This window comes from Citrobacter sp. TBCP-5362 (assembly GCF_005406305.1).
In the GTDB taxonomy this organism is placed as follows: Bacteria; Pseudomonadota; Gammaproteobacteria; order Enterobacterales; family Enterobacteriaceae; genus Citrobacter_B; species Citrobacter_B koseri.
On the sequence record NZ_CP040234.1, the window covers coordinates 4,540,280 to 4,563,073 of the forward strand.

Genomic DNA, 22,794 nt, shown 5'->3' on the forward strand with positions numbered 1-22,794 from the left:
CGGCTAAAGTTGAGTAGAATCCACGACCCGGGCTTCAATCCACTTTCACACCGCCGTATGCGAGGCAATTACCATGTTTTATCCGGATCCTTTTGACGTCATCATCATTGGCGGGGGTCATGCAGGCACTGAGGCCGCAATGGCCGCAGCGCGTATGGGGCAACAGACCCTGCTTTTGACACACAATATCGACACGCTGGGGCAAATGAGCTGCAACCCGGCCATTGGCGGTATTGGGAAGGGACACCTGGTAAAAGAAGTGGATGCGCTCGGCGGGCTGATGGCGAAAGCGATCGACCAGGCGGGTATCCAGTTTAGGATACTAAACGCAAGCAAAGGTCCGGCCGTTCGTGCGACTCGCGCACAGGCGGATCGCGTGCTATATCGCCAGGCGGTGCGTACTGCGCTGGAGAATCAGCCGAACCTGATGATCTTCCAGCAGGCGGTTGAAGATCTGATTGTTGAAAACGATCGCGTCGTGGGCGCAGTTACCCAGATGGGCCTGAAATTCCGGGCTAAAGCGGTGGTTCTCACCGTCGGGACTTTCCTTGACGGCAAAATTCATATTGGTCTGGATAACTACAGCGGCGGCCGTGCTGGCGATCCGCCATCCATTCCACTGTCTCGTCGCCTGCGTGAACTTCCGCTGCGCGTCAGCCGCCTGAAAACCGGTACGCCGCCGCGTATTGATGCGCGCACCATTGATTTCAGCGTACTGGCGCAGCAGCACGGCGATAACCCGATGCCAGTGTTCTCGTTCATGGGCAACGCGTCCCAGCATCCGCAGCAGGTGCCGTGCTACATCACGCATACCAACGAAAAAACCCATGATGTGATCCGCAACAACCTCGATCGCAGCCCAATGTATGCCGGTGTGATCGAAGGGATCGGCCCGCGTTACTGCCCGTCGATCGAAGATAAAGTCATGCGCTTTGCCGATCGCAACCAACATCAGATCTTCCTGGAACCGGAAGGACTGACCTCTAACGAAATTTACCCGAACGGTATCTCCACCAGCCTGCCGTTCGATGTGCAGATGCAGATCGTCCGCTCAATGCAGGGGATGGAAAACGCGAAAATCGTGCGTCCTGGTTATGCCATTGAGTACGATTTCTTCGATCCGCGCGACCTGAAACCAACGCTGGAGAGCAAATTTATCCAGGGATTGTTCTTCGCCGGGCAAATCAACGGGACGACAGGTTACGAAGAAGCGGCCGCGCAAGGTTTGCTCGCCGGTCTGAACGCCGCCCGTCTGTCTGCGGACAAAGAAGGCTGGGCGCCTGCGCGTTCTCAGGCTTACCTCGGCGTGCTGGTGGACGATCTTTGCACGCTGGGCACCAAAGAACCGTACCGCATGTTTACCTCCCGCGCGGAATACCGCCTGATGTTGCGTGAAGATAACGCCGACCTGCGTCTGACCGAAATGGGCCGCGAGCTGGGTCTGGTGGATGATGAGCGCTGGGCGCGCTTCAACGAGAAACTGGAGAATATCGAACGCGAACGTCAGCGTCTGAAATCCACCTGGGTAACGCCGTCGGCGGAATCGGCCGGTGAAGTGAACGCTCACCTGACTGCGCCGCTGTCGCGTGAAGCCAGCGGTGAAGACCTGCTGCGTCGCCCGGAAATGACCTACGCGCAGCTGACTTCGCTGACGCCGTTCGCTCCGGGTCTTGATGATGCGCAGGCCGCTGAACAGGTTGAGATTCAGGTAAAATACGAAGGCTATATCGCCCGTCAGCAGGATGAGATCGAAAAACAGCTGCGTAACGAGAACGCATTGCTGCCTGCAACGCTGGATTATCGCCAGGTTTCTGGTCTGTCAAATGAAGTTATCGCCAAGCTGAACGATCACAAACCGGTCTCTATCGGTCAGGCGTCGCGCATTTCCGGCGTTACGCCCGCGGCGATTTCAATTTTGCTGGTGTGGCTGAAGAAACAGGGAATGCTGCGTCGCAGCGCTTGATAACACTAATTTGGCGGGGGCGCTTCGCTTGCCCGCCCTACAAATTTGTAGGCCCGATAAGCGAAAGCGCATCGGGCATTTGATTATTAACAGGTAACGACCGTGCTTAACAAACTCTCCCGTCTGCTGGATGAAGCAGGCATTTCGCTTACCGATCACCAGAAAAATCAGCTGATTGCGTATGTCGATATGCTGCACAAATGGAACAAAGCCTACAACCTGACGTCAGTGCGGGATCCTAACGAGATGCTGGTACGCCATATTCTGGACAGCATCGTTGTGGCGCCGCACCTGCAAGGGGAGCGTTTTATTGACGTCGGTACGGGACCGGGGCTGCCGGGGATCCCGCTCTCCATTGTCCGTCCTGAATCGCATTTCACGCTGCTGGATAGCCTGGGCAAGCGGGTACGCTTTCTGCGCCAGGTTCAGCACGAACTCAAGCTGGAAAATATTACGCCAGTGCAGAGTCGCGTCGAAGAGTTCCCTTCTGAGCCGCCGTTTGATGGCGTGATCAGCCGTGCATTCGCCTCTCTCGATGACATGTTGAGCTGGTGTCGCCACCTGCCGGGGGAAAATGGCCGCTTTTATGCGTTAAAGGGTCAACTGCCGGAAGAGGAAATCGCCTCGCTGTCTGCGGCGTTCAGCGTCGAGTCCGTGGTTAAACTGTGTGTCCCGCAGCTGGAAGGCGAACGTCATTTGGTGGTCATTAAGCCAAACAAAATTTAATTTTTATCAAAAAAAATAGAAAAAAAACGGGCGCTCGCGTGTTAACAATCGCGAGGTAACGAATAGTTATACCTTGTTACCGTTAACCATGAGTTCACCGTTTTGTATCATTGCTACAACGTAGCTCTTTTTATTAAAAAATGAATTAATCAACATTGAAAATATCAGGTTGCTAAAAATTGAACCTAAGAATCACTCAGGTATGTTGAATTTTTATTATAAATGTCAATGAATGGTTTTTAGCTTGTAACCGGGTGTTTTTTAAATAGTGAGTGATTTTAGGCTTAAATATCAGAAAGATGAAAAGGCATCATTTGCCAAGTAAATAAATACTGCCGGGGCGAATATGCTCAATATGTGATCCGAAGCACGCTTTATCACCAGTATTTACGCGCCATTTGCAGTTTTGCATGATCGTTCACAGTTTGATGAAAAGTGATAAATGTGCACCAGGGAAAAATATTTAAACATTTATTCACCTTTTAGCTACTTATTGTTTGAAATCACGAGGGCGCACCGTATAATTTGACCGCTTTTTGATGCTTGACTCTAAGCCTTAAAGAACGTTTTATACGACACGCGGCATACCTCGAAGGGAGCAGGAGTAAAAACGTGATGTCTGTGTCGCTCTTGAGTCGAAACGTTGCTCGTAAGCTTCTGTTCATTCAGCTTCTGGCGGTAATAGCAAGTGGATTGCTGTTTAGCCTCAAAGACCCCTTCTGGGGCGCTTCCGCCTTATGCGGAGGCCTGGCAGTGTTGCTGCCTAACATGTTGTTTATGATATTTGCCTGGCGTCACCAGGCGCATACACCTGCGAAAGGCCGCGTGGCCTGGTCATTCGCTTTCGGCGAAGCCTTCAAGGTGTTAGCGATGCTGGTTTTACTGGTGGTGGCGTTGGCGGTTTTTAAGGCGGTATTTTTGCCGCTGATCGTTACGTGGGTTTTGGTGCTGGTGGTTCAGATACTGGCGCCGGCTGTAATTAACAACAAAGGGTAAAAGGCATCATGGCTTCAGAAAATATGACGCCGCAGGATTACATAGGACACCATCTGAACAACCTTCAGTTGGACCTGCGTACATTCTCGCTGGTGGATCCGCATAACCCCCCAGCCACCTTCTGGACGCTCAATATTGACTCCATGTTCTTCTCGGTGGTGCTGGGTCTGTTGTTCCTGCTTATGTTCCGCAGCGTAGCCAAAAAGGCGACCAGCGGCGTACCAGGTAAATTTCAGACCGCGATTGAGCTGGTCATCGGCTTTGTGCATGGTAGCGTGAAAGACATGTACCATGGCAAAAGCAAGCTGATTGCGCCGCTGGCCCTGACGATCTTCGTCTGGGTATTCCTGATGAACCTGATGGACTTACTGCCTATCGATCTGCTGCCGTATATCGGCGAGCATATCTTCGGTCTGCCGGCACTGCGTGTCGTTCCGTCCGCTGACGTGAACATCACCCTGTCGATGGCGCTGGGCGTATTTATCCTCATTCTGTTCTACAGCATCAAAATGAAAGGCATCGGCGGCTTCACGAAAGAGTTGACGCTACAGCCGTTCAATCACTGGGCGTTCATCCCTGTCAACTTAATCCTTGAAGGGGTAAGTCTGCTGTCCAAACCGGTATCACTCGGTCTGCGACTGTTCGGCAACATGTATGCCGGTGAGCTGATTTTCATTCTGATTGCTGGTCTGTTGCCGTGGTGGTCACAGTGGATTCTGAATGTGCCGTGGGCCATTTTCCACATCCTGATCATTACGCTGCAAGCCTTCATCTTCATGGTTCTGACGATTGTCTATCTGTCGATGGCGTCTGAAGAGCATTAATTTTACCAACACTACTACGTTTTAACTGAAACAAACTGGAGACTGTCATGGAAAACCTGAATATGGATCTGCTGTACATGGCTGCCGCTGTGATGATGGGTCTGGCGGCAATCGGTGCTGCGATCGGTATCGGCATCCTCGGGGGTAAATTCCTGGAAGGCGCAGCGCGTCAACCTGATCTGATTCCTCTGCTGCGTACTCAGTTCTTTATCGTTATGGGTCTGGTGGATGCTATCCCGATGATCGCTGTAGGTCTGGGTCTGTACGTGATGTTCGCTGTCGCGTAGTAAGCGTTGCTTGAATTAAGAGCAATATCAGAACGTTAACTAGATAGAGGCATTGTGCTGTGAATCTTAACGCAACAATCCTCGGCCAGGCCATCGCGTTTGTCCTGTTCGTTCTGTTCTGCATGAAGTACGTATGGCCGCCGTTAATGGCTGCCATCGAAAAACGTCAAAAAGAAATTGCTGACGGTCTTGCTTCCGCAGAACGAGCACATAAGGACCTTGACCTTGCAAAGGCCAGCGCGACCGACCAGCTGAAAAAAGCGAAGGCGGAAGCTCAGGTAATCATTGAGCAGGCGAACAAACGTCGCGCTCAGATCCTGGATGAAGCCAAAACTGAAGCAGAGCAGGAACGTACTAAAATCGTGGCCCAGGCGCAGGCGGAAATTGACGCCGAGCGTAAACGTGCCCGTGAAGAGCTGCGTAAGCAAGTTGCTATCCTGGCTGTTGCTGGCGCCGAGAAGATCATCGAACGTTCCGTGGATGAAGCTGCTAACAGCGACATCGTGGACAAACTTGTCGCTGAACTGTAAGGAGGGAGGGGCTGATGTCTGAATTTGTTACGGTAGCTCGCCCCTACGCCAAAGCAGCTTTTGACTTTGCCGTCGAACACCAAAGTGTAGAGCGCTGGCAGGACATGCTGGCGTTTGCCGCCGAGGTAACCAAGAACGAACAAATGGCAGAGCTTCTCTCTGGCGCGCTGGCGCCGGAAACGCTCGCTGAGTCGTTTATCGCAGTCTGCGGTGAGCAGCTGGACGAAAACGGTCAGAACCTGATTCGGGTGATGGCTGAAAATAATCGTCTGAACGCGCTCCCGGATGTTCTGGAGCAGTTTATTCACCTGCGCGCCGCGAGTGAGTCCACCTCTGAAGTTGAGGTAACTTCCGCCACCGCATTGAGTGAAGAACAGCTTGCGAAAATTAGCGCTGCGATGGAAAAACGTCTGTCACGCAAAGTTAAGCTGAATTGCAAAATCGATAAGTCTGTAATGGCAGGCGTTATCATCCGAGCGGGTGATATGGTCATTGATGGCAGCGTACGCGGCCGTCTTGAACGCCTTGCAGACGTCTTGCAGTCTTAAGGGGACTGGAGCATGCAACTGAATTCCACCGAAATCAGCGAACTGATCAAGCAGCGCATTGCTCAGTTCAATGTTGTGAGTGAAGCTCACAACGAAGGTACTATTGTTTCTGTAAGTGACGGTGTTATCCGCATTCACGGCCTGGCCGATTGTATGCAGGGTGAAATGATCTCCCTGCCGGGTAACCGTTACGCTATCGCACTGAACCTGGAGCGCGACTCTGTAGGTGCGGTTGTGATGGGTCCGTACGCTGACCTTGCCGAAGGCATGAAGGTTAAATGTACTGGCCGTATCCTGGAAGTTCCGGTTGGCCGTGGCCTGCTGGGCCGTGTGGTTAACACCCTGGGCGCGCCAATCGACGGTAAAGGTCCGGTTGAGCATGATGGCTTCTCTGCTGTTGAAGCTATCGCGCCGGGCGTAATCGAACGTCAGTCCGTTGATCAGCCTGTTCAGACGGGTTATAAAGCCGTTGACTCCATGATCCCAATCGGTCGTGGCCAGCGTGAATTGATCATCGGTGACCGTCAGACCGGTAAAACCGCTCTGGCAATCGACGCCATCATCAACCAGCGTGATTCCGGCATCAAGTGCGTCTACGTGGCTATCGGCCAGAAAGCGTCCACCATCTCTAACGTGGTTCGCAAGCTGGAAGAACACGGCGCACTGCAAAATACCATCGTTGTGGTTGCTACCGCATCTGAATCTGCCGCACTGCAATACCTGGCGCCGTATGCCGGTTGCGCAATGGGCGAATACTTCCGCGACCGCGGCGAAGATGCGCTGATCATCTACGATGACCTGTCCAAACAGGCTGTTGCTTATCGTCAGATCTCCCTGCTGCTCCGTCGTCCGCCAGGACGTGAAGCATTCCCGGGCGACGTATTCTACCTCCACTCTCGTCTGCTGGAGCGTGCTGCGCGTGTTAACGTTGAATACGTTGAAGCCTTCACGAAAGGTGAAGTGAAAGGGAAAACCGGTTCTCTGACTGCGCTGCCGATTATCGAAACCCAGGCGGGTGACGTTTCTGCGTTCGTTCCGACCAACGTAATTTCTATTACCGATGGTCAGATCTTCCTGGAAACCAACCTGTTTAACTCTGGTATTCGTCCTGCGGTTAACCCGGGTATCTCCGTATCCCGTGTTGGTGGTGCAGCGCAGACCAAGATCATGAAGAAACTGTCCGGTGGTATCCGTACCGCGCTGGCGCAGTATCGTGAACTGGCGGCGTTCTCCCAGTTTGCATCTGACCTTGACGATGCAACCCGTAAACAGCTTGACCACGGTCAGAAAGTGACTGAACTGCTGAAACAGAAACAGTATGCGCCGATGTCCGTTGCGCAGCAGTCTCTGGTTCTGTTCGCGGCAGAACGTGGTTATCTGGCGGATGTAGAACTGGCGAAAATCGGTAGCTTCGAAGCCGCTCTGCTGGCTTACGTCGACCGTGATCACGCTCCGTTGATGCAAGAGATCAACCAGTCCGGTGGCTATAACGACGAAATCGAAGGCAAGCTGAAAGGCATCCTCGATTCCTTCAAAGCAACCCAGTCCTGGTAACGTCTGGTGGCCTGCCTTAAGGCAGGCCGCAAGGCATTGAGGAGAAGCTCATGGCCGGCGCAAAAGAGATACGTAGTAAGATCGCAAGCGTCCAGAACACGCAAAAGATCACTAAAGCGATGGAGATGGTCGCCGCTTCCAAAATGCGTAAATCGCAGGATCGCATGGCGGCCAGCCGTCCTTATGCAGATACCATGCGCAAAGTGATTGGTCACCTTGCGAACGGTAATCTGGAATATAAGCACCCCTATCTGGAAGAACGCGACGTTAAGCGCGTGGGCTACCTGGTGGTGTCGACCGACCGTGGTCTGTGCGGTGGCTTGAACATTAACCTGTTCAAGAAACTGCTGGCGGATATGAAAGCATGGTCCGATAAAGGCGTTCAGTGCGACCTCGCAATGATCGGCTCTAAAGGCGTGTCTTTCTTTAGTTCCGTAGGTGGCAATGTTGTCGCCCAGGTGACGGGTATGGGGGATAACCCATCCCTGTCCGAACTGATCGGCCCGGTAAAAGTGATGTTGCAGGCCTATGATGAAGGCCGTCTGGACAAGCTTTACATTGTCAGCAACAAATTTATTAACACCATGTCTCAGGTTCCGACTATCACTCAGCTGCTGCCGTTACCGGCTTCAGAAGATGATGAACTGAAACGTAAAACCTGGGATTACCTGTACGAACCCGATCCGAAAGCGCTGCTGGATACCCTCCTGCGTCGCTATGTGGAATCTCAGGTTTATCAGGGCGTGGTAGAAAACCTGGCCAGCGAGCAGGCCGCACGTATGGTGGCGATGAAAGCCGCGACCGACAATGGCGGCAGCCTGATTAAAGAGTTGCAGTTGGTATACAACAAAGCTCGTCAGGCCAGCATTACTCAGGAACTCACCGAAATCGTCGGTGGTGCATCCGCGGTATAACCAGGTTAATTCGTAGAGGATTCAAGATGGCTACTGGAAAAATTGTCCAGGTAATCGGCGCCGTAGTTGACGTCGAGTTCCCTCAGGATGCCGTACCGCGCGTGTACGACGCCCTTGAGGTGCAGAATGGTAATGAACATCTGGTGCTGGAAGTTCAGCAGCAGCTCGGTGGCGGTATCGTACGTACCATCGCCATGGGTTCTTCCGACGGCCTGCGTCGTGGTCTGGATGTGAAAGACCTTGAGCACCCGATCGAAGTCCCGGTAGGTAAAGCAACGCTGGGTCGTATCATGAACGTACTGGGCGAACCAGTAGACATGAAAGGCGAGATCGGTGAAGAAGAGCGTTGGGCTATCCACCGTGCGGCACCGTCCTACGAAGAGTTGTCAAACTCTCAGGAACTGCTGGAAACCGGTATCAAAGTTATCGACCTGATGTGTCCGTTCGCGAAGGGCGGTAAAGTGGGTCTGTTCGGTGGTGCGGGTGTAGGTAAAACCGTAAACATGATGGAGCTGATCCGTAACATCGCGATCGAACATTCCGGTTACTCCGTGTTTGCGGGCGTAGGTGAACGTACTCGTGAGGGTAACGACTTCTACCACGAAATGACCGACTCCAACGTTATCGACAAAGTATCCCTGGTTTACGGCCAGATGAACGAGCCGCCGGGAAACCGTCTGCGCGTTGCGCTGACCGGCCTGACCATGGCGGAGAAATTCCGTGACGAAGGTCGTGACGTTCTGCTGTTCGTCGACAACATCTACCGTTACACCCTGGCCGGTACGGAAGTATCCGCACTGCTGGGTCGTATGCCTTCAGCGGTAGGCTACCAGCCGACCCTGGCGGAAGAGATGGGTGTTCTGCAAGAACGTATCACCTCCACCAAAACCGGTTCTATCACTTCCGTACAGGCGGTATACGTACCTGCGGATGACCTGACTGACCCGTCTCCAGCCACCACCTTTGCGCACCTTGACGCAACCGTGGTACTGAGCCGTCAGATTGCGTCTCTGGGTATCTACCCGGCCGTTGACCCGCTGGATTCCACCAGCCGTCAGCTGGACCCGCTGGTTGTTGGTCAGGAGCACTACGACACCGCGCGTGGCGTACAGTCTATCCTGCAACGTTACCAGGAACTGAAAGACATCATCGCCATCCTGGGTATGGATGAACTGTCTGAAGAAGACAAACTGGTGGTAGCTCGCGCACGTAAGATCCAGCGCTTCCTGTCCCAGCCGTTCTTCGTGGCAGAAGTATTTACCGGTTCTCCGGGTAAATACGTCTCCCTGAAAGACACCATCCGTGGCTTTAAAGGCATCATGGAAGGCGAATACGATCACCTGCCGGAGCAGGCGTTCTACATGGTCGGTTCCATCGACGAAGCCGTGGAAAAAGCCAAAAAACTTTAACGCCTTAATCGGAGGGTGATATGGCAATGACTTACCACCTGGACGTCGTCAGCGCAGAGCAACAAATGTTCTCTGGTCTGGTCGAAAAAATCCAGGTAACGGGTAGTGAAGGTGAACTGGGTATTTACCCGGGCCACGCGCCGCTGCTCACCGCCATTAAGCCTGGTATGATCCGCATCGTTAAACAGTTCGGTCATGAAGAGTTTATCTACCTGTCTGGCGGCATTCTTGAAGTGCAGCCTGGCAGCGTGACCGTACTGGCTGATACCGCGATTCGCGGCCAGGATCTCGACGAAGCGCGAGCTCTGGAAGCGAAACGTAAGGCTGAAGAGCGCATTAAGAGCTCTCATGGTGACGTGGATTACGCTCAGGCATCTGCGGAACTGGCCAAAGCGATCGCCAAACTGCGCGTTATCGAGTTGACCAAAAAAGCGATGTAACACCGGCTTGAAAGCATAAAAACCAGTCTGAAATCAGGCTGGTTTTTTTTTGCCTGAATGTTATTCCGTGCTGTCTCATCTTTATTCATGGGTCAAAAAAATAGCAAAAACATTAACCTAAGCCTTTAATGAAAGGTAAGTCTGACTTTTCTGAAGACAAAAGGCAGGGTGATGAACGAAAATATCCCATTAACAAGCGGTGAAAACCCCGCGTTGAGCGTTTTCTCTTCTGCCCATTTCACGATGAAAAAAATGTAGTATTTTCAATGTGAAACGGTATAAATTCGTTCTCAAATTACAGTCAGGACGCGTATGTTGAATAGTGCTATGAGCGTAGTGATCCTTGCCGCAGGCAAAGGCACGCGTATGTATTCCGATCTTCCTAAAGTGCTGCATACCCTTGCGGGAAAAGCGATGGTTCAGCATGTCATTGATGCCGCTAATGAATTAGGCGCATCTCAGGTGCATCTGGTCTATGGCCACGGCGGCGATCTGCTTAAAAACACCCTTAAAAATGACAACCTGAACTGGGTTTTGCAGGCAGAACAACTGGGGACGGGTCATGCGATGCAGCAGGCGGCGCCGTTCTTTAGCGATGACGAAGACATTTTAATGCTCTATGGCGATGTGCCGCTGATCTCTGTGGAAACCTTACAGCGTCTGCGTGACGCCAAACCGCAGGGCGGCATTGGTTTGTTAACCGTGAAGCTGGACGATCCGAGCGGTTACGGTCGTATTACGCGTGAGAACGGTAAAGTGACCGGCATCGTTGAGCATAAAGATGCCACCGACGAACAGCGTCAGATCCAGGAAATCAATACCGGTATCCTGATCGCTAATGGTGCGGACATGAAGCGCTGGCTGGCGAAACTGACCAACAATAATGCTCAGGGTGAATATTACATTACCGACATCATTGCGCTGGCGTATCAGGAAGGCCGCGAAATCGCTGCTGTACACCCGGATCGTTTAAGCGAAGTGGAAGGCGTAAACAACCGTCTGCAACTCTCTCGTCTGGAACGCGTTTATCAGTCCGAGCAGGCCGAAAAGCTGCTGCTGGCCGGTGTGATGCTGCGCGATCCCGCGCGTTTTGACCTGCGCGGCGCTCTCACCCACGGGCGCGATGTTGAAATTGATACTAACGTTATCATCGAAGGCAACGTCACGCTGGGTCACCGCGTGAAGATTGGCGCGGGTTGCGTTATTAAAAACAGCGTAATTGGCGATGACTGTGACATCAGCCCGTACAGCGTGGTGGAAGATGCGCACCTGGAAGCGGCCTGTACTATTGGTCCGTTTGCCCGTCTGCGCCCCGGCGCGGAGCTGCGGGAAGGCGCTCATGTCGGCAACTTCGTTGAAATGAAAAAAGCGCGTCTGGGGAAAGGTTCGAAAGCGGGCCACCTGAGCTATCTGGGTGATGCGGAAATTGGCGACAACGTGAATATTGGCGCGGGCACCATTACCTGCAACTACGATGGCGCAAATAAATTCAAAACGATTATTGGCGATGATGTGTTTGTCGGTTCTGATACTCAGCTGGTGGCGCCAGTTACCGTGGGTAAAGGTGCGACCATCGCTGCCGGCACAACCGTTACCCGCAATGTCGCGGATAACGAACTGGTGTTAAGCCGCGTGCCGCAGGTGCATAAGCAGGGCTGGCAGCGTCCGATGAAGAAGAAGTAAGTCTTTTTGCCGGATGGCGGCTTTGCCTTATCCGGCCTACGTTCGATGACGTTCTGTAGGCCGGATAAGCGTAAGCGCCATCCGGCAGATGAGGGATGAGGCGATAAAGATATATCGCTCGCCCAAAAGCAGTACCTATAAAAATAACCCCACTCTCTACAAGGCTCGGGGCGCCCGAAAATACGGGTATACAGGTCGGCGACAACGACAGGCATAATGCCAAAATCGGAATTAAATACTATGTGTGGAATTGTTGGCGCTATCGCGCAACGTGATGTAGCTGAAATCCTTCTCGAAGGTTTACGTCGTCTGGAATACCGTGGTTATGACTCTGCCGGTCTGGCCGTGGTTGATGCGGAAGGTCACATGACCCGTCTGCGTCGCCTTGGTAAAGTACAGATGCTGGCCCAGGCAGCGGAAGACCATCCTCTGTCTGGCGGCACCGGTATTGCTCACACCCGCTGGGCGACCCACGGTGAACCTTCGGAAGCAAACGCGCATCCGCATGTTTCTGACCACATTGTGGTGGTGCATAACGGCATCATCGAAAACCATGAACCACTGCGTGAAGAACTGAAAGCGCGTGGTTATACCTTCGTTTCTGAGACCGACACCGAAGTGATTGCTCACTTAGTGCACTGGGAGCTGGAACAGGGCGGGACGCTGCGTGAAGCGGTTATGCGTGCGATTCCGCAACTGCGCGGCGCGTACGGCACGGTAATCATGGATACCCGTCACCCGGATACGCTGCTGGCGGCGCGCTCTGGCAGCCCGCTGGTTATCGGTCTGGGTATGGGCGAAAACTTTATCGCTTCCGACCAGCTGGCGCTGCTGCCGGTAACCCGTCGCTTCATCTTCCTGGAAGAAGGCGATATTGCGGAAGTGACCCGTCGTTCGGTCTCCATTTTCGATAAATCCGGCGCGGAAGTGAAACGTCAGGATATCGAATCCAGTCTGCAATATGACGCGGGCGATAAAGGTATTTACCGCCACTACATGCAGAAAGAGATCTACGAACAGCCGAATGCGATTAAAAATACGCTGACCGGGCGTATCAGCCACGGAGAAGTGGATTTAAGCGAGCTGGGGCCAAAAGCGAACGAACTGCTGTCTCAGGTTGAACATATTCAGATTATCGCCTGTGGCACGTCGTATAACTCCGGTATGGTCTCTCGCTACTGGTTTGAATCGCTGGCCGGTATTCCGTGCGACGTCGAAATCGCCTCTGAATTCCGCTATCGCAAATCCGCCGTGCGTCGTAACAGCCTGATGATCACCCTGTCTCAGTCTGGCGAAACGGCGGATACCCTTGCCGGTCTGCGCCTGTCGAAAGAGCTGGGCTATCTGGGTTCTCTCGCCATCTGTAACGTTCCGGGTTCTTCCCTGGTGCGTGAATCCGATCTGGCGATGATGACCAACGCCGGGACGGAAATCGGCGTGGCCTCCACCAAAGCGTTTACCACTCAGCTGACCGTTCTGCTGATGCTGGTGGCGAAGCTGGCGCGTCTGAAAGGTCTGGATGCGTCTATCGAGCACGATATTGTTCACGGTTTGCAGGCGCTGCCGAGCCGTATCGAACAGATGCTGTCTCAGGACAAGCGTATCGAAGCGCTGGCGGAAGATTTCTCTGACAAACACCATGCCCTGTTCCTGGGCCGTGGCGATCAGTATCCGATCGCGCTGGAAGGTGCGCTGAAGCTGAAAGAGATCTCTTATATTCACGCAGAAGCGTATGCGGCAGGTGAGCTGAAACACGGCCCGCTGGCGCTGATCGACGCAGATATGCCGGTTATCGTGGTGGCGCCGAACAACGAACTGCTGGAAAAACTGAAATCCAACATCGAAGAAGTCCGCGCCCGTGGCGGCCAGTTGTACGTCTTCGCCGACCAGGATGCCGGTTTTGTCAGCAGCGACAACATGCACATCATTGAGATGCCGCATGTGGAAGAGGTGATTGCACCGATCTTCTACACTGTTCCGCTGCAACTGCTGGCGTATCACGTTGCGCTGATCAAAGGCACCGATGTGGACCAGCCGCGTAACCTGGCGAAATCAGTTACCGTTGAGTAATCGTGACGATGCCCTGCGAAAGCGGGGCATTTTTTTCTGCGCTGTTCTGTTTTTAATCAATTCTCCCGTCGTTTTAATGTGACAAACCGTCATCTTCAGCTACTGTTTTCAGTGTCATAAAAAGAAAATTTTCATGAAATCGCATTGTCATGAAGTGAATTAACTGATTGTTTATAAATTGTTTTTTCTGTGATTTATTTCATCAGTTTTCGTTGTCATAAAACTGTCATATTTCGTACATTTAACTGTCACCTGTTTGTCCTATTTTGCTCATCGTAGCCACTTAACAATGATTTACGAAAATCTTGCAGGAGACATTATGAAAGTCATGCGTACCACTGTCGCAACTGTTGTCGCCGCGACCTTATCCATGAGCGCGTTCTCTGCTTTCGCAGCAGCGAGCCTGACAGGTGCAGGTGCAACTTTCCCTGCGCCGGTGTATGCCAAATGGGCTGATACCTATCAGAAAGAGACCGGTAGCAAAGTAAACTACCAGGGTATCGGCTCCTCCGGTGGTGTAAAACAAATTACGGCTAACACCGTTGATTTCGGTGCATCCGACGCTCCGCTGTCTGACGAAAAACTGGAGCAGGAAGGTCTGTTCCAGTTCCCGACCGTCATTGGCGGCGTAGTGCTGGCGGTGAATATCCCGGGTCTGAAGTCTGGCGAACTGGTGCTGGATGGGAAAACCCTGGGTGACATCTACTTGGGTAAAATTAAGAAGTGGGATGATGAAGCCATCACCAAACTGAACCCGGGTCTGAAACTGCCTTCTCAGAACATCGCCGTTGTGCGTCGTGCAGATGGTTCCGGCACCTCCTTCGTTTTCACCAGCTACCTGGCGAAAGTGAACGAAGAGTGGAAATCTAAAGTCGGCGCTGGCTCTACCGTTAACTGGCCGACCGGTCTGGGCGGTAAAGGTAACGACGGTATCGCCGCATTCGTACAGCGTCTGCCGGGCTCTATCGGCTATGTTGAATACGCTTATGCGAAGCAAAATAACCTGGCTTACACCAAACTGATTTCAGCGGATGGTAAACCCGTAAGCCCGACCGAAGAGAGCTTTGCTAACGCCGCGAAAGGCGCTGACTGGAGCACCTCTTTCGCTCAGGATCTGACGAACCAGCAAGGTGACGATGCGTGGCCAATCACTTCCACCACCTTCATCCTGGTCCATAAAGAGCAGAAGAAACCTGAGCAGGGCGCTGAAGTGCTGAAGTTCTTCGACTGGGCGTACAAAAATGGCGGCAAACAGGCGAATGACCTGGATTACGCCAGCCTGCCGGACAGCGTTGTTGAGCAGGTTCGTGCAGCATGGAAGACCAATGTGAAGGACAGCAGCGGTAAAGCGCTGTACTAATAGAATATCTTTAACGAACTGGCGGATGGCGCTACGCTTATCCGCCCTACAGTTCCGACTGTAGGCCCGATTTGTAGGCCGGATAAGCGTAGCGCCGTCCGGCATGGGCAACTTCGTAAACGCGTTTAATGGAAAGAGTAATTTATGGCTGCAACCAAGCCTGCTTTTAACCCGCCGGGTAAAAAGGGTGACATGATATTCAGCGCGCTGGTAAAACTGGCTGCGCTGATTGTGCTATTGATGTTGGGTGGCATTATTGTCTCGCTGATTATCTCCTCCTGGCCAAGCATTGAGAAGTTTGGCTTCTCGTTCCTGTGGACTAAAGAGTGGGATGCGCCAAACGATATCTACGGCGCGCTGGTTCCCATTTATGGCACGCTGGTTACCTCGTTTATCGCTCTGCTGATCGCCGTTCCGGTGAGCTTCGGTATTGCCCTGTTTCTGACGGAACTGGCACCGGGCTGGCTGCGTCGCCCGCTGGGCATCGCCATCGAACTGCTGGCGGCTATCCCCAGTATCGTCTACGGCATGTGGGGGCTGTTTATCTTCGCTCCGCTGTTTGCTACCTGGTTCCAGGAACCGGTCGGGAATATTCTTTCCAACATTCCGTTTGTTGGCGCACTGTTCTCTGGCCCGGCATTTGGTATCGGTATTCTGGCGGCGGGCGTCATTCTCGCCATTATGATCATTCCTTACATCGCGGCAGTTATGCGCGATGTCTTCGAACAAACCCCGGTGATGATGAAAGAGTCGGCCTATGGCATCGGCTGCACCACCTGGGAAGTTATCTGGCGTATCGTCCTTCCGTTCACCAAAAATGGGGTGATCGGCGGCGTTATGCTGGGGCTGGGTCGTGCGCTGGGAGAAACCATGGCGGTGACCTTTATCATCGGTAACACCTACCAGCTCGACAGCGTTTCGCTGTACATGCCGGGCAACAGTATCACCTCTGCGCTGGCGAACGAATTTGCCGAAGCGGAGTCTGGTCTGCACGTTGCCGCGTTGATGGAACTGGGTCTGATTCTGTTTGTGATTACCTTCATTGTGCTGGCGATTTCTAAGCTGATGATTATGCGTCTGGCGAAGAATGAGGGGGCACGCTAATGGCTACGCTTGAAATGCAAACGACCGCAGAACTGGCGGAATCCCGCCGTAAAATGCAGGCTAAGCGCCGCACGAGAAACCGCATCGCATTGACGCTCTCAATGGCGACGATGGCGTTTGGGCTGTTCTGGCTCATCTGGATCCTGATGTCCACCATTACGCGTGGTTTCGACGGCATGTCGCTGGCGCTGTTTACCGAAATGACGCCGCCGCCGAATACCGCTGGCGGTGGTCTGGCGAACGCCCTGGCGGGGAGCGGACTGTTAATTTTGTGGGCGACGGTATTTGGTACGCCGCTTGGCATCATGGCGGGGATCTACCTGGCGGAATATGGCCGTAAATCCTGGCTTGCGGAAGTGATCCGTTTCATTAACGACATCCTGCTTTCCGCGCCGTCTATCGTGGTCGGTCTGTTTGTTTACACCATCGTGGTGGCGCAGATGGAGCACTTCTCCGGTTGGGCGGGCGTGATTGCGCTGGCGCTGCTACAGGTGCCTATCGTCATTCGTACCACAGAGAACATGCTGAAACTGGTGCCGGATAGCCTGCGTGAAGCGGCCTATGCGCTGGGGACGCCGAAATGGAAAATGATCTCGGCGATTACCCTGAAAGCCTCAATTTCCGGGATCATCACCGGCGTACTGCTGGCGGTTGCCCGTATTGCGGGTGAAACCGCGCCGCTGCTCTTTACTGCGCTTTCCAACCAGTTCTGGAGCACCGACATGATGCAGCCTATCGCTAACCTGCCGGTCACTATCTTTAAATTTGCGATGAGTCCGTTCGCGGAGTGGCAGCAACTGGCCTGGGCTGGGGTGTTGATCATTACCCTGTGCGTATTGTTGCTGAATATTCTGGCGCGCATCATTTTTGCGAAGAGTAAACACGGTTAATTTCAGGTGCCGGATGGCGGCGTAAACGCCTTATCCGGCCTACAGATGTGAACAGCGGTTAATTTTTTACGGCGCGGCCAACGGCGACGCCGAATGAGGAAGAGATTGAAATGAGTATGGTTGATACTACTCCGGGTAAGATTCAGGTTCGTGATTTGAACTTCTACTACGGCAAATTCCATGCCCTGAAGGATATCAACCTGGATATCGCGAAGAACCAGGTCACGGCGTTTATTGGGCCGTCTGGCTGTGGTAAATCCACACTGCTGCGTACCTTTAACAAAATGTATTCGTTGTATCCAGAGCAGCGCGCGGAAGGCGAGATCCTGTTGGATGGCGATAATATCCTTACCAACACCCAGGATATCGCTCTACTGCGTGCCAAAGTGGGGATGGTGTTCCAGAAGCCGACGCCGTTCCCGATGTCTATCTATGACAACATCGCTTTTGGCGTGCGCCTGTTTGAGAAACTGTCTCGCGCCGATATGGACGAACGCGTTCAGTGGGCGTTGACCAAAGCCGCATTATGGAACGAAACCAAAGATAAATTGCACCAGAGCGGGTACTCTCTCTCGGGTGGTCAGCAGCAGCGTCTGTGCATTGCGCGTGGTATCGCCATTCGCCCGGAAGTTCTGCTGTTGGATGAGCCGTGTTCAGCGCTGGACCCGATTTCCACCGGGCGTATTGAAGAGCTGATCACTGAGCTGAAGCAGGACTACACCGTGGTGATCGTGACGCACAACATGCAGCAGGCTGCGCGTTGTTCCGACCACACGGCGTTTATGTATCTGGGCGAGTTGATTGAGTTCAGCAACACGGACGATCTGTTCACTAAGCCCGCTAAAAAGCAAACCGAAGATTATATTACTGGCCGCTACGGTTGATTTGGAGCTAACCATGGACAACCTAAACCTTAACAAACATATTTCCGGCCAGTTCAACGCAGAACTGGAAAGCATCCGCACCCAGGTGATGACCATGGGCGGCATGGTGGAGCAACAGCTTTCTGATGCGATCACCGCGATGCATAATCAGGATAGCGAACTGGCGAAGCGCGTTATTGACGGCGATAAGCACGTCAACATGATGGAAGTGGCGATCGATGAAGCGTGCGTGCGCATCATTGCCAAACGCCAGCCGACAGCGAGCGACCTGCGCCTGGTGATGGCGATCATCAAAACCATCGCTGAACTGGAGCGCATTGGCGACGTGGCGGACAAAATTTGTCGCACCGCGCTGGAGAAATTCTCCCACCAGCACCAGCCGCTGCTGGTGAGCCTGGAGTCGCTGGGGCGTCACACCGTACAGATGCTGCATGACGTGCTGGACGCGTTCGCGCGAATGGATATTGACGAAGCGGTGCGTATCTACCGTGAAGATAAGAAAGTTGACCAGGAATACGAAGGTATCGTGCGTCAACTGATGACCTACATGATGGAAGATTCGCGCACCATTCCAAGCGTGCTGACCGCGCTGTTCTGCGCACGCTCCATTGAGCGCATTGGCGACCGTTGCCAGAATATCTGCGAGTACATCTTCTACTTCGTGAAGGGACAGGATTTCCGCCACGTCGGCGGTGATGAGCTGGATAAGCTGCTGGCGGGCAAAGATCCGAAGGAATAAGCGGCTTGTTGCGTTCGCCGGGATCTCCCGGCGTCGCTATTGTAGGCCGGATAAGGCGTTACGCCGCATCCGGCATTCTGCGCCATTCGCCTGATGGCGCTTTGCTTATCAGGCCTACGGTTTAATCGACGATATTCCACCCGCGCGCTTTCCATAATTCCGGCAACTGCGCCAAATCGGTAAACGTCGTCACTTTCGGATGATCGATCGGTTTGTTGTGCGGATCGGCGCAGAAGTAGAACACCTCCATTCCCGCATCGATTCCCGACCGGGCGCCGGCACTGGAGTCATCCACCAGAATGCAATTCTCCACGTTAACGTTCATGGCTTTTGCCGCGTGGAACATCAGAGCCGGATCGGGCTTCCAGCGTTGAATGTCATAGCCGCTGAACAATTTTTCTGGAAAATGATGCAACATGCCCAGCTTGCCCAGTGAATGCTGCATTTTGCTGACCGGGCCGTTAGAGACGACGCACATCGGCACCGTCATGCTGTCCAGCAGCGCATTCGCCCCTGCGATTACCTCCAGTTCTGAGTCGAACAGGCGTGCGACCTCGGCGCGGTAAACGGGTTCTAAATCCGCTTTTGCTAACGACACTCCCTGCTCCTCGTTAATGATATCGATGATTTCGTAGAGTTTTACGCCTTTAAAGCGTTTGAACACCTCTTCGAGATCGAGCGTGATGCCGAATTCCTGGAACATCGCGACATACGCGCGGGAGCAAATGACTTCACTGTCGACCAGCGTACCGTCGCAGTCGAAAAATACCGCTTGAATCTGGGACATGCTTTCTTTTCTCGCTAGTTTAACGTTTTCGTAATGCCTTATTGTGCGACGCAATCGTTGCCGTATAAGCAAATTCAATGAAAAAAGTGTCTCACAACTGCCCTTATTGTCGCATTTTGGTATAGGATAGCGACGAATTTTCCCTCCTTGTTCGGAAATAGATAATGAGTCAACAACACACCACCCAGACTTCTGGTCAGGGTATGCTGGAACGCGTGTTTAAACTGCGCGAACATGGCACGACGGCACGAACCGAAGTGATCGCCGGTTTTACCACCTTCCTGACGATGGTTTACATCGTTTTTGTTAACCCGCAGATTCTTGGCGTTGCTGGCATGGACACCAGCGCCGTCTTCGTTACCACCTGTCTTATCGCGGCGTTCGGCAGCATTCTGATGGGGCTGTTTGCTAATTTACCGGTCGCGCTGGCGCCGGCTATGGGTCTGAACGCGTTTTTCGCCTTCGTGGTCGTTGGCGCGATGGGGCTGTCCTGGCAGGTTGGTATGGGCGCAATCTTCTGGGGAGCGATCGGCCTGCTGCTGCTGACCATCTTCCGTGTGCGTTACTGGATGATTGCTAACATTCCGGTCAGTCTGCGCGTGGGCATCACCAGTGGTATCGGCCTGTTTATCGGCATGATGGGGCTGAAAAACGCAGGCGTTATCGTCGCGAACCCGGAAACCCTGGTGAGCATCGGTAATCTGACCTCTCACAGCGTACTGCTCGGCGTGCTGGGCTTCTTCATCATCGCTATTCTGGCATCACGTAACATTCATGCCGCCGTGCTGGTCTCTATTATTGTAACGACGCTGCTCGGCTGGATGATGGGTGATGTGCATTACAACGGCATTGTCTCTGCGCCGCCAAGCGTTAGCTCTGTGATCGGGCATGTGGATCTGGCGGGCTCGTTTAACATTGGTCTGGCTGGCGTGATTTTCTCCTTCATGCTGGTGAACCTGTTCGACTCCTCCGGTACGCTGATTGGCGTTACCGACAAAGCCGGTCTGGCTGATGAGAAAGGTAAATTCCCGCGGATGAAGCAGGCGCTGTTCGTCGATAGCGTCTCTTCTGTGACCGGGGCGTTTATCGGAACCTCGTCGGTTACCGCCTATATCGAGTCCTCATCCGGCGTATCCGTCGGCGGGCGCACGGGCCTGACCGCCGTTGTTGTCGGTTTGCTGTTCCTGCTGGTTATCTTCCTGTCGCCGCTGGCGGGAATGGTGCCGGGTTATGCCGCTGCCGGGGCGCTGATCTATGTTGGCGTACTGATGACTTCCAGTCTGGCGCGCGTGAAATGGCAGGACCTTACCGAGTCTGTTCCGGCGTTTATTACTGCCGTGATGATGCCGTTCAGCTTCTCGATTACCGAAGGTATCGCGCTGGGCTTTATCTCTTACTGTGTGATGAAAATCGGTACCGGACGTCTGCGTGAGCTGAGCCCTTGCGTGGTGGTTGTGGCGTTGTTGTTTGTGCTGAAGATTGTGTTTATCGACGCGCACTAATTGCCGCTGATACGGCGCTGCGCGAGGTGTCCTGGCCTGATAAGCGTAGCGCCATCAGGCAAATTTGATAGCCGGATGGCGGCCAAACGCCTTATCCGGCCTGCGGCTCTACGCGCGCGCTGTTATCACGCTTTAACGCGCTGAATGTAATCGCCAAACGCGGTTAGCTGGCCGGTAAGATGATCAATCGTGCTTTGATCAACCACTTCCCCGGTTTGCGGGTCAACTTTGTTCTGAATCACGCCGCCCATAAACTCCGGTTTGTTCATTACCATCGCATCAAGGAATACCAGAATCTGGCGCAGATGATACTGACAGCGAGCGCCGCCGATTGCCCCCATTGAGCTGGTCTGGATCAGCACCGGTTTCCCGGCTAACGGCTGTTCTGGCAGGCGGGACAGCCAGTCGATCGCGTTTTTCAGTCCGCCAGGCACCGAGTAGTTGTATTCCGGTGTGACGATGACGACGCCGTCCGCTTTACGGATTTGCTCCGCCAGCGCTTCAACGCTCGCCGGGAACCCCTCTTCCTGCTGCACATCAGCGTCATACAGCGGAATATCGCCAATCGAAGGTAATGCGCTGACCTCCATGCCTGCCGGGGCAATTTTCGGCAGCGTGCGGGCGACCATACCGTTAAATGAACCTTTGCGCAGGCTCCCCAGTAACGTAACAACATTCAACGTTTCGGACATGATTACTCCTTTTCATCATGGCGGCCGGGACAGGGCCGAATCAGCTAAGTGTATAAGATGACTTTGCTGTGGATAATTGAGCGAATCGCATCAGGCGACCGGTAGGTTCATTCGCCCGGGTCTGGATATCGGCCAGGCTTTTCCATCCTTGCTTACTATCAAACTCCCAAACATTCAGTTTTTCAATGGCTGGCGTAACCGCCACCGACCAGACCAGAATATCTTCCGCGTCGCATATTGCCTCCACCTGCGTAACGTGGGCGCATTTCAGGCGGCCTGCGCCGGGAAGGAGCTGGAGTTCACGCGGATCGTCATTCAGTACGTCACCGGTTAGCTTTAGCACGCTCTGGCGTAAGGTGATCAGTTGCGCGCGCGCTTCGTTGGGATCGCTCTGATTGTTGATCCACAGATTTTCGTTGCTGGAGAACGCCGGGCTCTCGGCTGAGAGTGGGCTATGGAAGCCTCGCATGGCTCGCTGTAATTCCATATCCAGGCCGCATTCCCCCTCCGTTGTCAGCGCCACGCCTACCATATTCCCGGCATATGAGATGGAGAACGCAGGCAGATTTTTATCGCGAAAGACAGGCTTCCCTTTGGCCTGAATAGCAATTTCCGGCAGCTCGCTGGTTCCGTAGAGCATAAACATCAGTTCAGCGAGTAAGCCGCGTGAAGCCAAAAAACGTGTCCGGCGGTGAGCGGGAAGGTTTCTGGCTTCGATGTGGCATGGAGAAGGCAGACGGACTGAAATCAGGTGTCCCTCCGTAAGAATCCCTCTGGCAAAATGTGTCGCCATTTTTCGCTCCGTGATTAATGGTCCGTGATTATTACGAGAGTAACATTTACGTAGATTATGGACAGGTTTTACTGGTCAAAAGTTCGACGAAAACAGCGG

The 22,794-nt window shown here is 53.3% G+C and carries 22 protein-coding genes; 19 read left to right on the forward strand and 3 right to left on the reverse strand.

Annotated elements, in window-relative coordinates; all coding sequences use genetic code 11:
* The first annotated feature begins 73 nt into the window (after positions 1–73).
* From mnmG to phoU, 18 genes are all read left to right on the forward strand, one after another.
* On the forward strand, positions 74–1,963 hold the full coding sequence (gene mnmG, locus FD428_RS21545; protein WP_114848146.1) for a tRNA uridine-5-carboxymethylaminomethyl(34) synthesis enzyme MnmG: 1,890 nt from the start codon (positions 74–76) through the stop codon (positions 1,961–1,963).
* A 102-nt stretch (positions 1,964–2,065) separates the two neighbouring features.
* The gene (rsmG, locus tag FD428_RS21550; RefSeq protein ID WP_114848145.1) at positions 2,066–2,689 is read left to right on the forward strand and encodes a 16S rRNA (guanine(527)-N(7))-methyltransferase RsmG; all 624 of its coding nucleotides are present in this window, start codon (positions 2,066–2,068) and stop codon (positions 2,687–2,689) included.
* Positions 2,690–3,304: 615 nt separating this feature from the next.
* A complete protein-coding gene (gene atpI, locus FD428_RS21555) occupies positions 3,305–3,685 on the forward strand; it encodes a F0F1 ATP synthase subunit I (protein WP_012131096.1) in 381 nt (126 codons plus the stop codon).
* A gap of 8 nt (positions 3,686–3,693) precedes the next feature.
* Positions 3,694–4,509, forward strand: coding sequence for a F0F1 ATP synthase subunit A (atpB, locus tag FD428_RS21560; RefSeq protein WP_047460083.1), 816 nt, complete (start codon positions 3,694–3,696; stop codon positions 4,507–4,509).
* Positions 4,510–4,556: 47 nt separating this feature from the next.
* Positions 4,557–4,796: a F0F1 ATP synthase subunit C gene (atpE, locus tag FD428_RS21565; RefSeq protein WP_000429386.1), complete on the forward strand. Its 240-nt coding sequence runs from the start codon at positions 4,557–4,559 to the stop codon at positions 4,794–4,796.
* Between the two features lie 59 nt (positions 4,797–4,855).
* A complete protein-coding gene (gene atpF / locus FD428_RS21570) occupies positions 4,856–5,326 on the forward strand; it encodes a F0F1 ATP synthase subunit B (protein ID WP_003827022.1) in 471 nt (156 codons plus the stop codon).
* Positions 5,327–5,340: 14 nt separating this feature from the next.
* Positions 5,341–5,874, forward strand: a complete 534-nt coding sequence (gene atpH, locus FD428_RS21575) for a F0F1 ATP synthase subunit delta (protein WP_012000833.1) — start codon at positions 5,341–5,343, stop codon at positions 5,872–5,874.
* A gap of 12 nt (positions 5,875–5,886) precedes the next feature.
* Complete coding sequence (atpA, locus tag FD428_RS21580) at positions 5,887–7,428, forward strand: F0F1 ATP synthase subunit alpha (RefSeq protein ID WP_012000831.1); 1,542 nt, start codon at positions 5,887–5,889, stop codon at positions 7,426–7,428.
* A gap of 50 nt (positions 7,429–7,478) precedes the next feature.
* The gene (gene atpG / locus FD428_RS21585) at positions 7,479–8,342 is read left to right on the forward strand and encodes a F0F1 ATP synthase subunit gamma (protein ID WP_047460091.1); all 864 of its coding nucleotides are present in this window, start codon (positions 7,479–7,481) and stop codon (positions 8,340–8,342) included.
* Between the two features lie 26 nt (positions 8,343–8,368).
* Positions 8,369–9,751, forward strand: a complete 1,383-nt coding sequence (gene atpD, locus FD428_RS21590; RefSeq protein WP_012000829.1) for a F0F1 ATP synthase subunit beta — start codon at positions 8,369–8,371, stop codon at positions 9,749–9,751.
* A 20-nt stretch (positions 9,752–9,771) separates the two neighbouring features.
* On the forward strand, positions 9,772–10,191 hold the full coding sequence (locus FD428_RS21595) for a F0F1 ATP synthase subunit epsilon (RefSeq protein ID WP_012000828.1): 420 nt from the start codon (positions 9,772–9,774) through the stop codon (positions 10,189–10,191).
* Positions 10,192–10,503: 312 nt separating this feature from the next.
* Positions 10,504–11,874, forward strand: a complete 1,371-nt coding sequence (gene glmU, locus FD428_RS21600; RefSeq protein WP_114848144.1) for a bifunctional UDP-N-acetylglucosamine diphosphorylase/glucosamine-1-phosphate N-acetyltransferase GlmU — start codon at positions 10,504–10,506, stop codon at positions 11,872–11,874.
* A 240-nt stretch (positions 11,875–12,114) separates the two neighbouring features.
* The gene (glmS, locus tag FD428_RS21605) at positions 12,115–13,944 is read left to right on the forward strand and encodes a glutamine--fructose-6-phosphate transaminase (isomerizing) (RefSeq protein ID WP_012000825.1); all 1,830 of its coding nucleotides are present in this window, start codon (positions 12,115–12,117) and stop codon (positions 13,942–13,944) included.
* Positions 13,945–14,263: 319 nt separating this feature from the next.
* Positions 14,264–15,304 carry a phosphate ABC transporter substrate-binding protein PstS gene (gene pstS / locus FD428_RS21610; RefSeq protein WP_024130085.1) on the forward strand — a complete coding sequence of 347 codons (1,041 nt, stop codon included), beginning with the start codon at positions 14,264–14,266 and terminating at the stop codon, positions 15,302–15,304.
* Between the two features lie 144 nt (positions 15,305–15,448).
* On the forward strand, positions 15,449–16,408 hold the full coding sequence (gene pstC, locus FD428_RS21615) for a phosphate ABC transporter permease PstC (RefSeq protein ID WP_012000823.1): 960 nt from the start codon (positions 15,449–15,451) through the stop codon (positions 16,406–16,408).
* Positions 16,408–17,298: a phosphate ABC transporter permease PstA gene (pstA, locus tag FD428_RS21620; protein WP_012000822.1), complete on the forward strand. Its 891-nt coding sequence runs from the start codon at positions 16,408–16,410 to the stop codon at positions 17,296–17,298. The genes pstC and pstA overlap by 1 nt, the downstream gene beginning before the upstream one ends.
* Before the next feature lie 110 nt (positions 17,299–17,408).
* Positions 17,409–18,182 carry a phosphate ABC transporter ATP-binding protein PstB gene (gene pstB, locus FD428_RS21625; protein WP_060815935.1) on the forward strand — a complete coding sequence of 258 codons (774 nt, stop codon included), beginning with the start codon at positions 17,409–17,411 and terminating at the stop codon, positions 18,180–18,182.
* Positions 18,183–18,195: 13 nt separating this feature from the next.
* Entirely contained in the window at positions 18,196–18,921 is a 726-nt protein-coding gene (phoU, locus tag FD428_RS21630) for a phosphate signaling complex protein PhoU (RefSeq protein WP_012000820.1), read from the forward strand.
* 121 nt (positions 18,922–19,042) lie between these two features.
* On the opposite strand, the gene yieH is transcribed toward phoU, so the two are convergent.
* On the reverse strand, positions 19,043–19,708 hold the full coding sequence (gene yieH / locus FD428_RS21635; RefSeq protein ID WP_049008777.1) for a 6-phosphogluconate phosphatase: 666 nt from the start codon (positions 19,706–19,708) through the stop codon (positions 19,043–19,045).
* 164 nt (positions 19,709–19,872) lie between these two features.
* On the opposite strand from yieH, the gene adeP reads away from it, so the two are divergent.
* Positions 19,873–21,210: an adenine permease AdeP gene (gene adeP, locus FD428_RS21640; protein WP_012000818.1), complete on the forward strand. Its 1,338-nt coding sequence runs from the start codon at positions 19,873–19,875 to the stop codon at positions 21,208–21,210.
* 125 nt (positions 21,211–21,335) lie between these two features.
* Here adeP and FD428_RS21645 read toward each other — a convergent pair whose 3' ends face one another.
* Complete coding sequence (locus FD428_RS21645; RefSeq protein WP_012000816.1) at positions 21,336–21,902, reverse strand: NADPH-dependent FMN reductase; 567 nt, start codon at positions 21,900–21,902, stop codon at positions 21,336–21,338.
* 40 nt (positions 21,903–21,942) lie between these two features.
* Positions 21,943–22,695, reverse strand: coding sequence for a 4'-phosphopantetheinyl transferase superfamily protein (locus FD428_RS21650; RefSeq protein WP_024130084.1), 753 nt, complete (start codon positions 22,693–22,695; stop codon positions 21,943–21,945).
* Between the last annotated feature and the right edge of the window lie 99 nt (positions 22,696–22,794).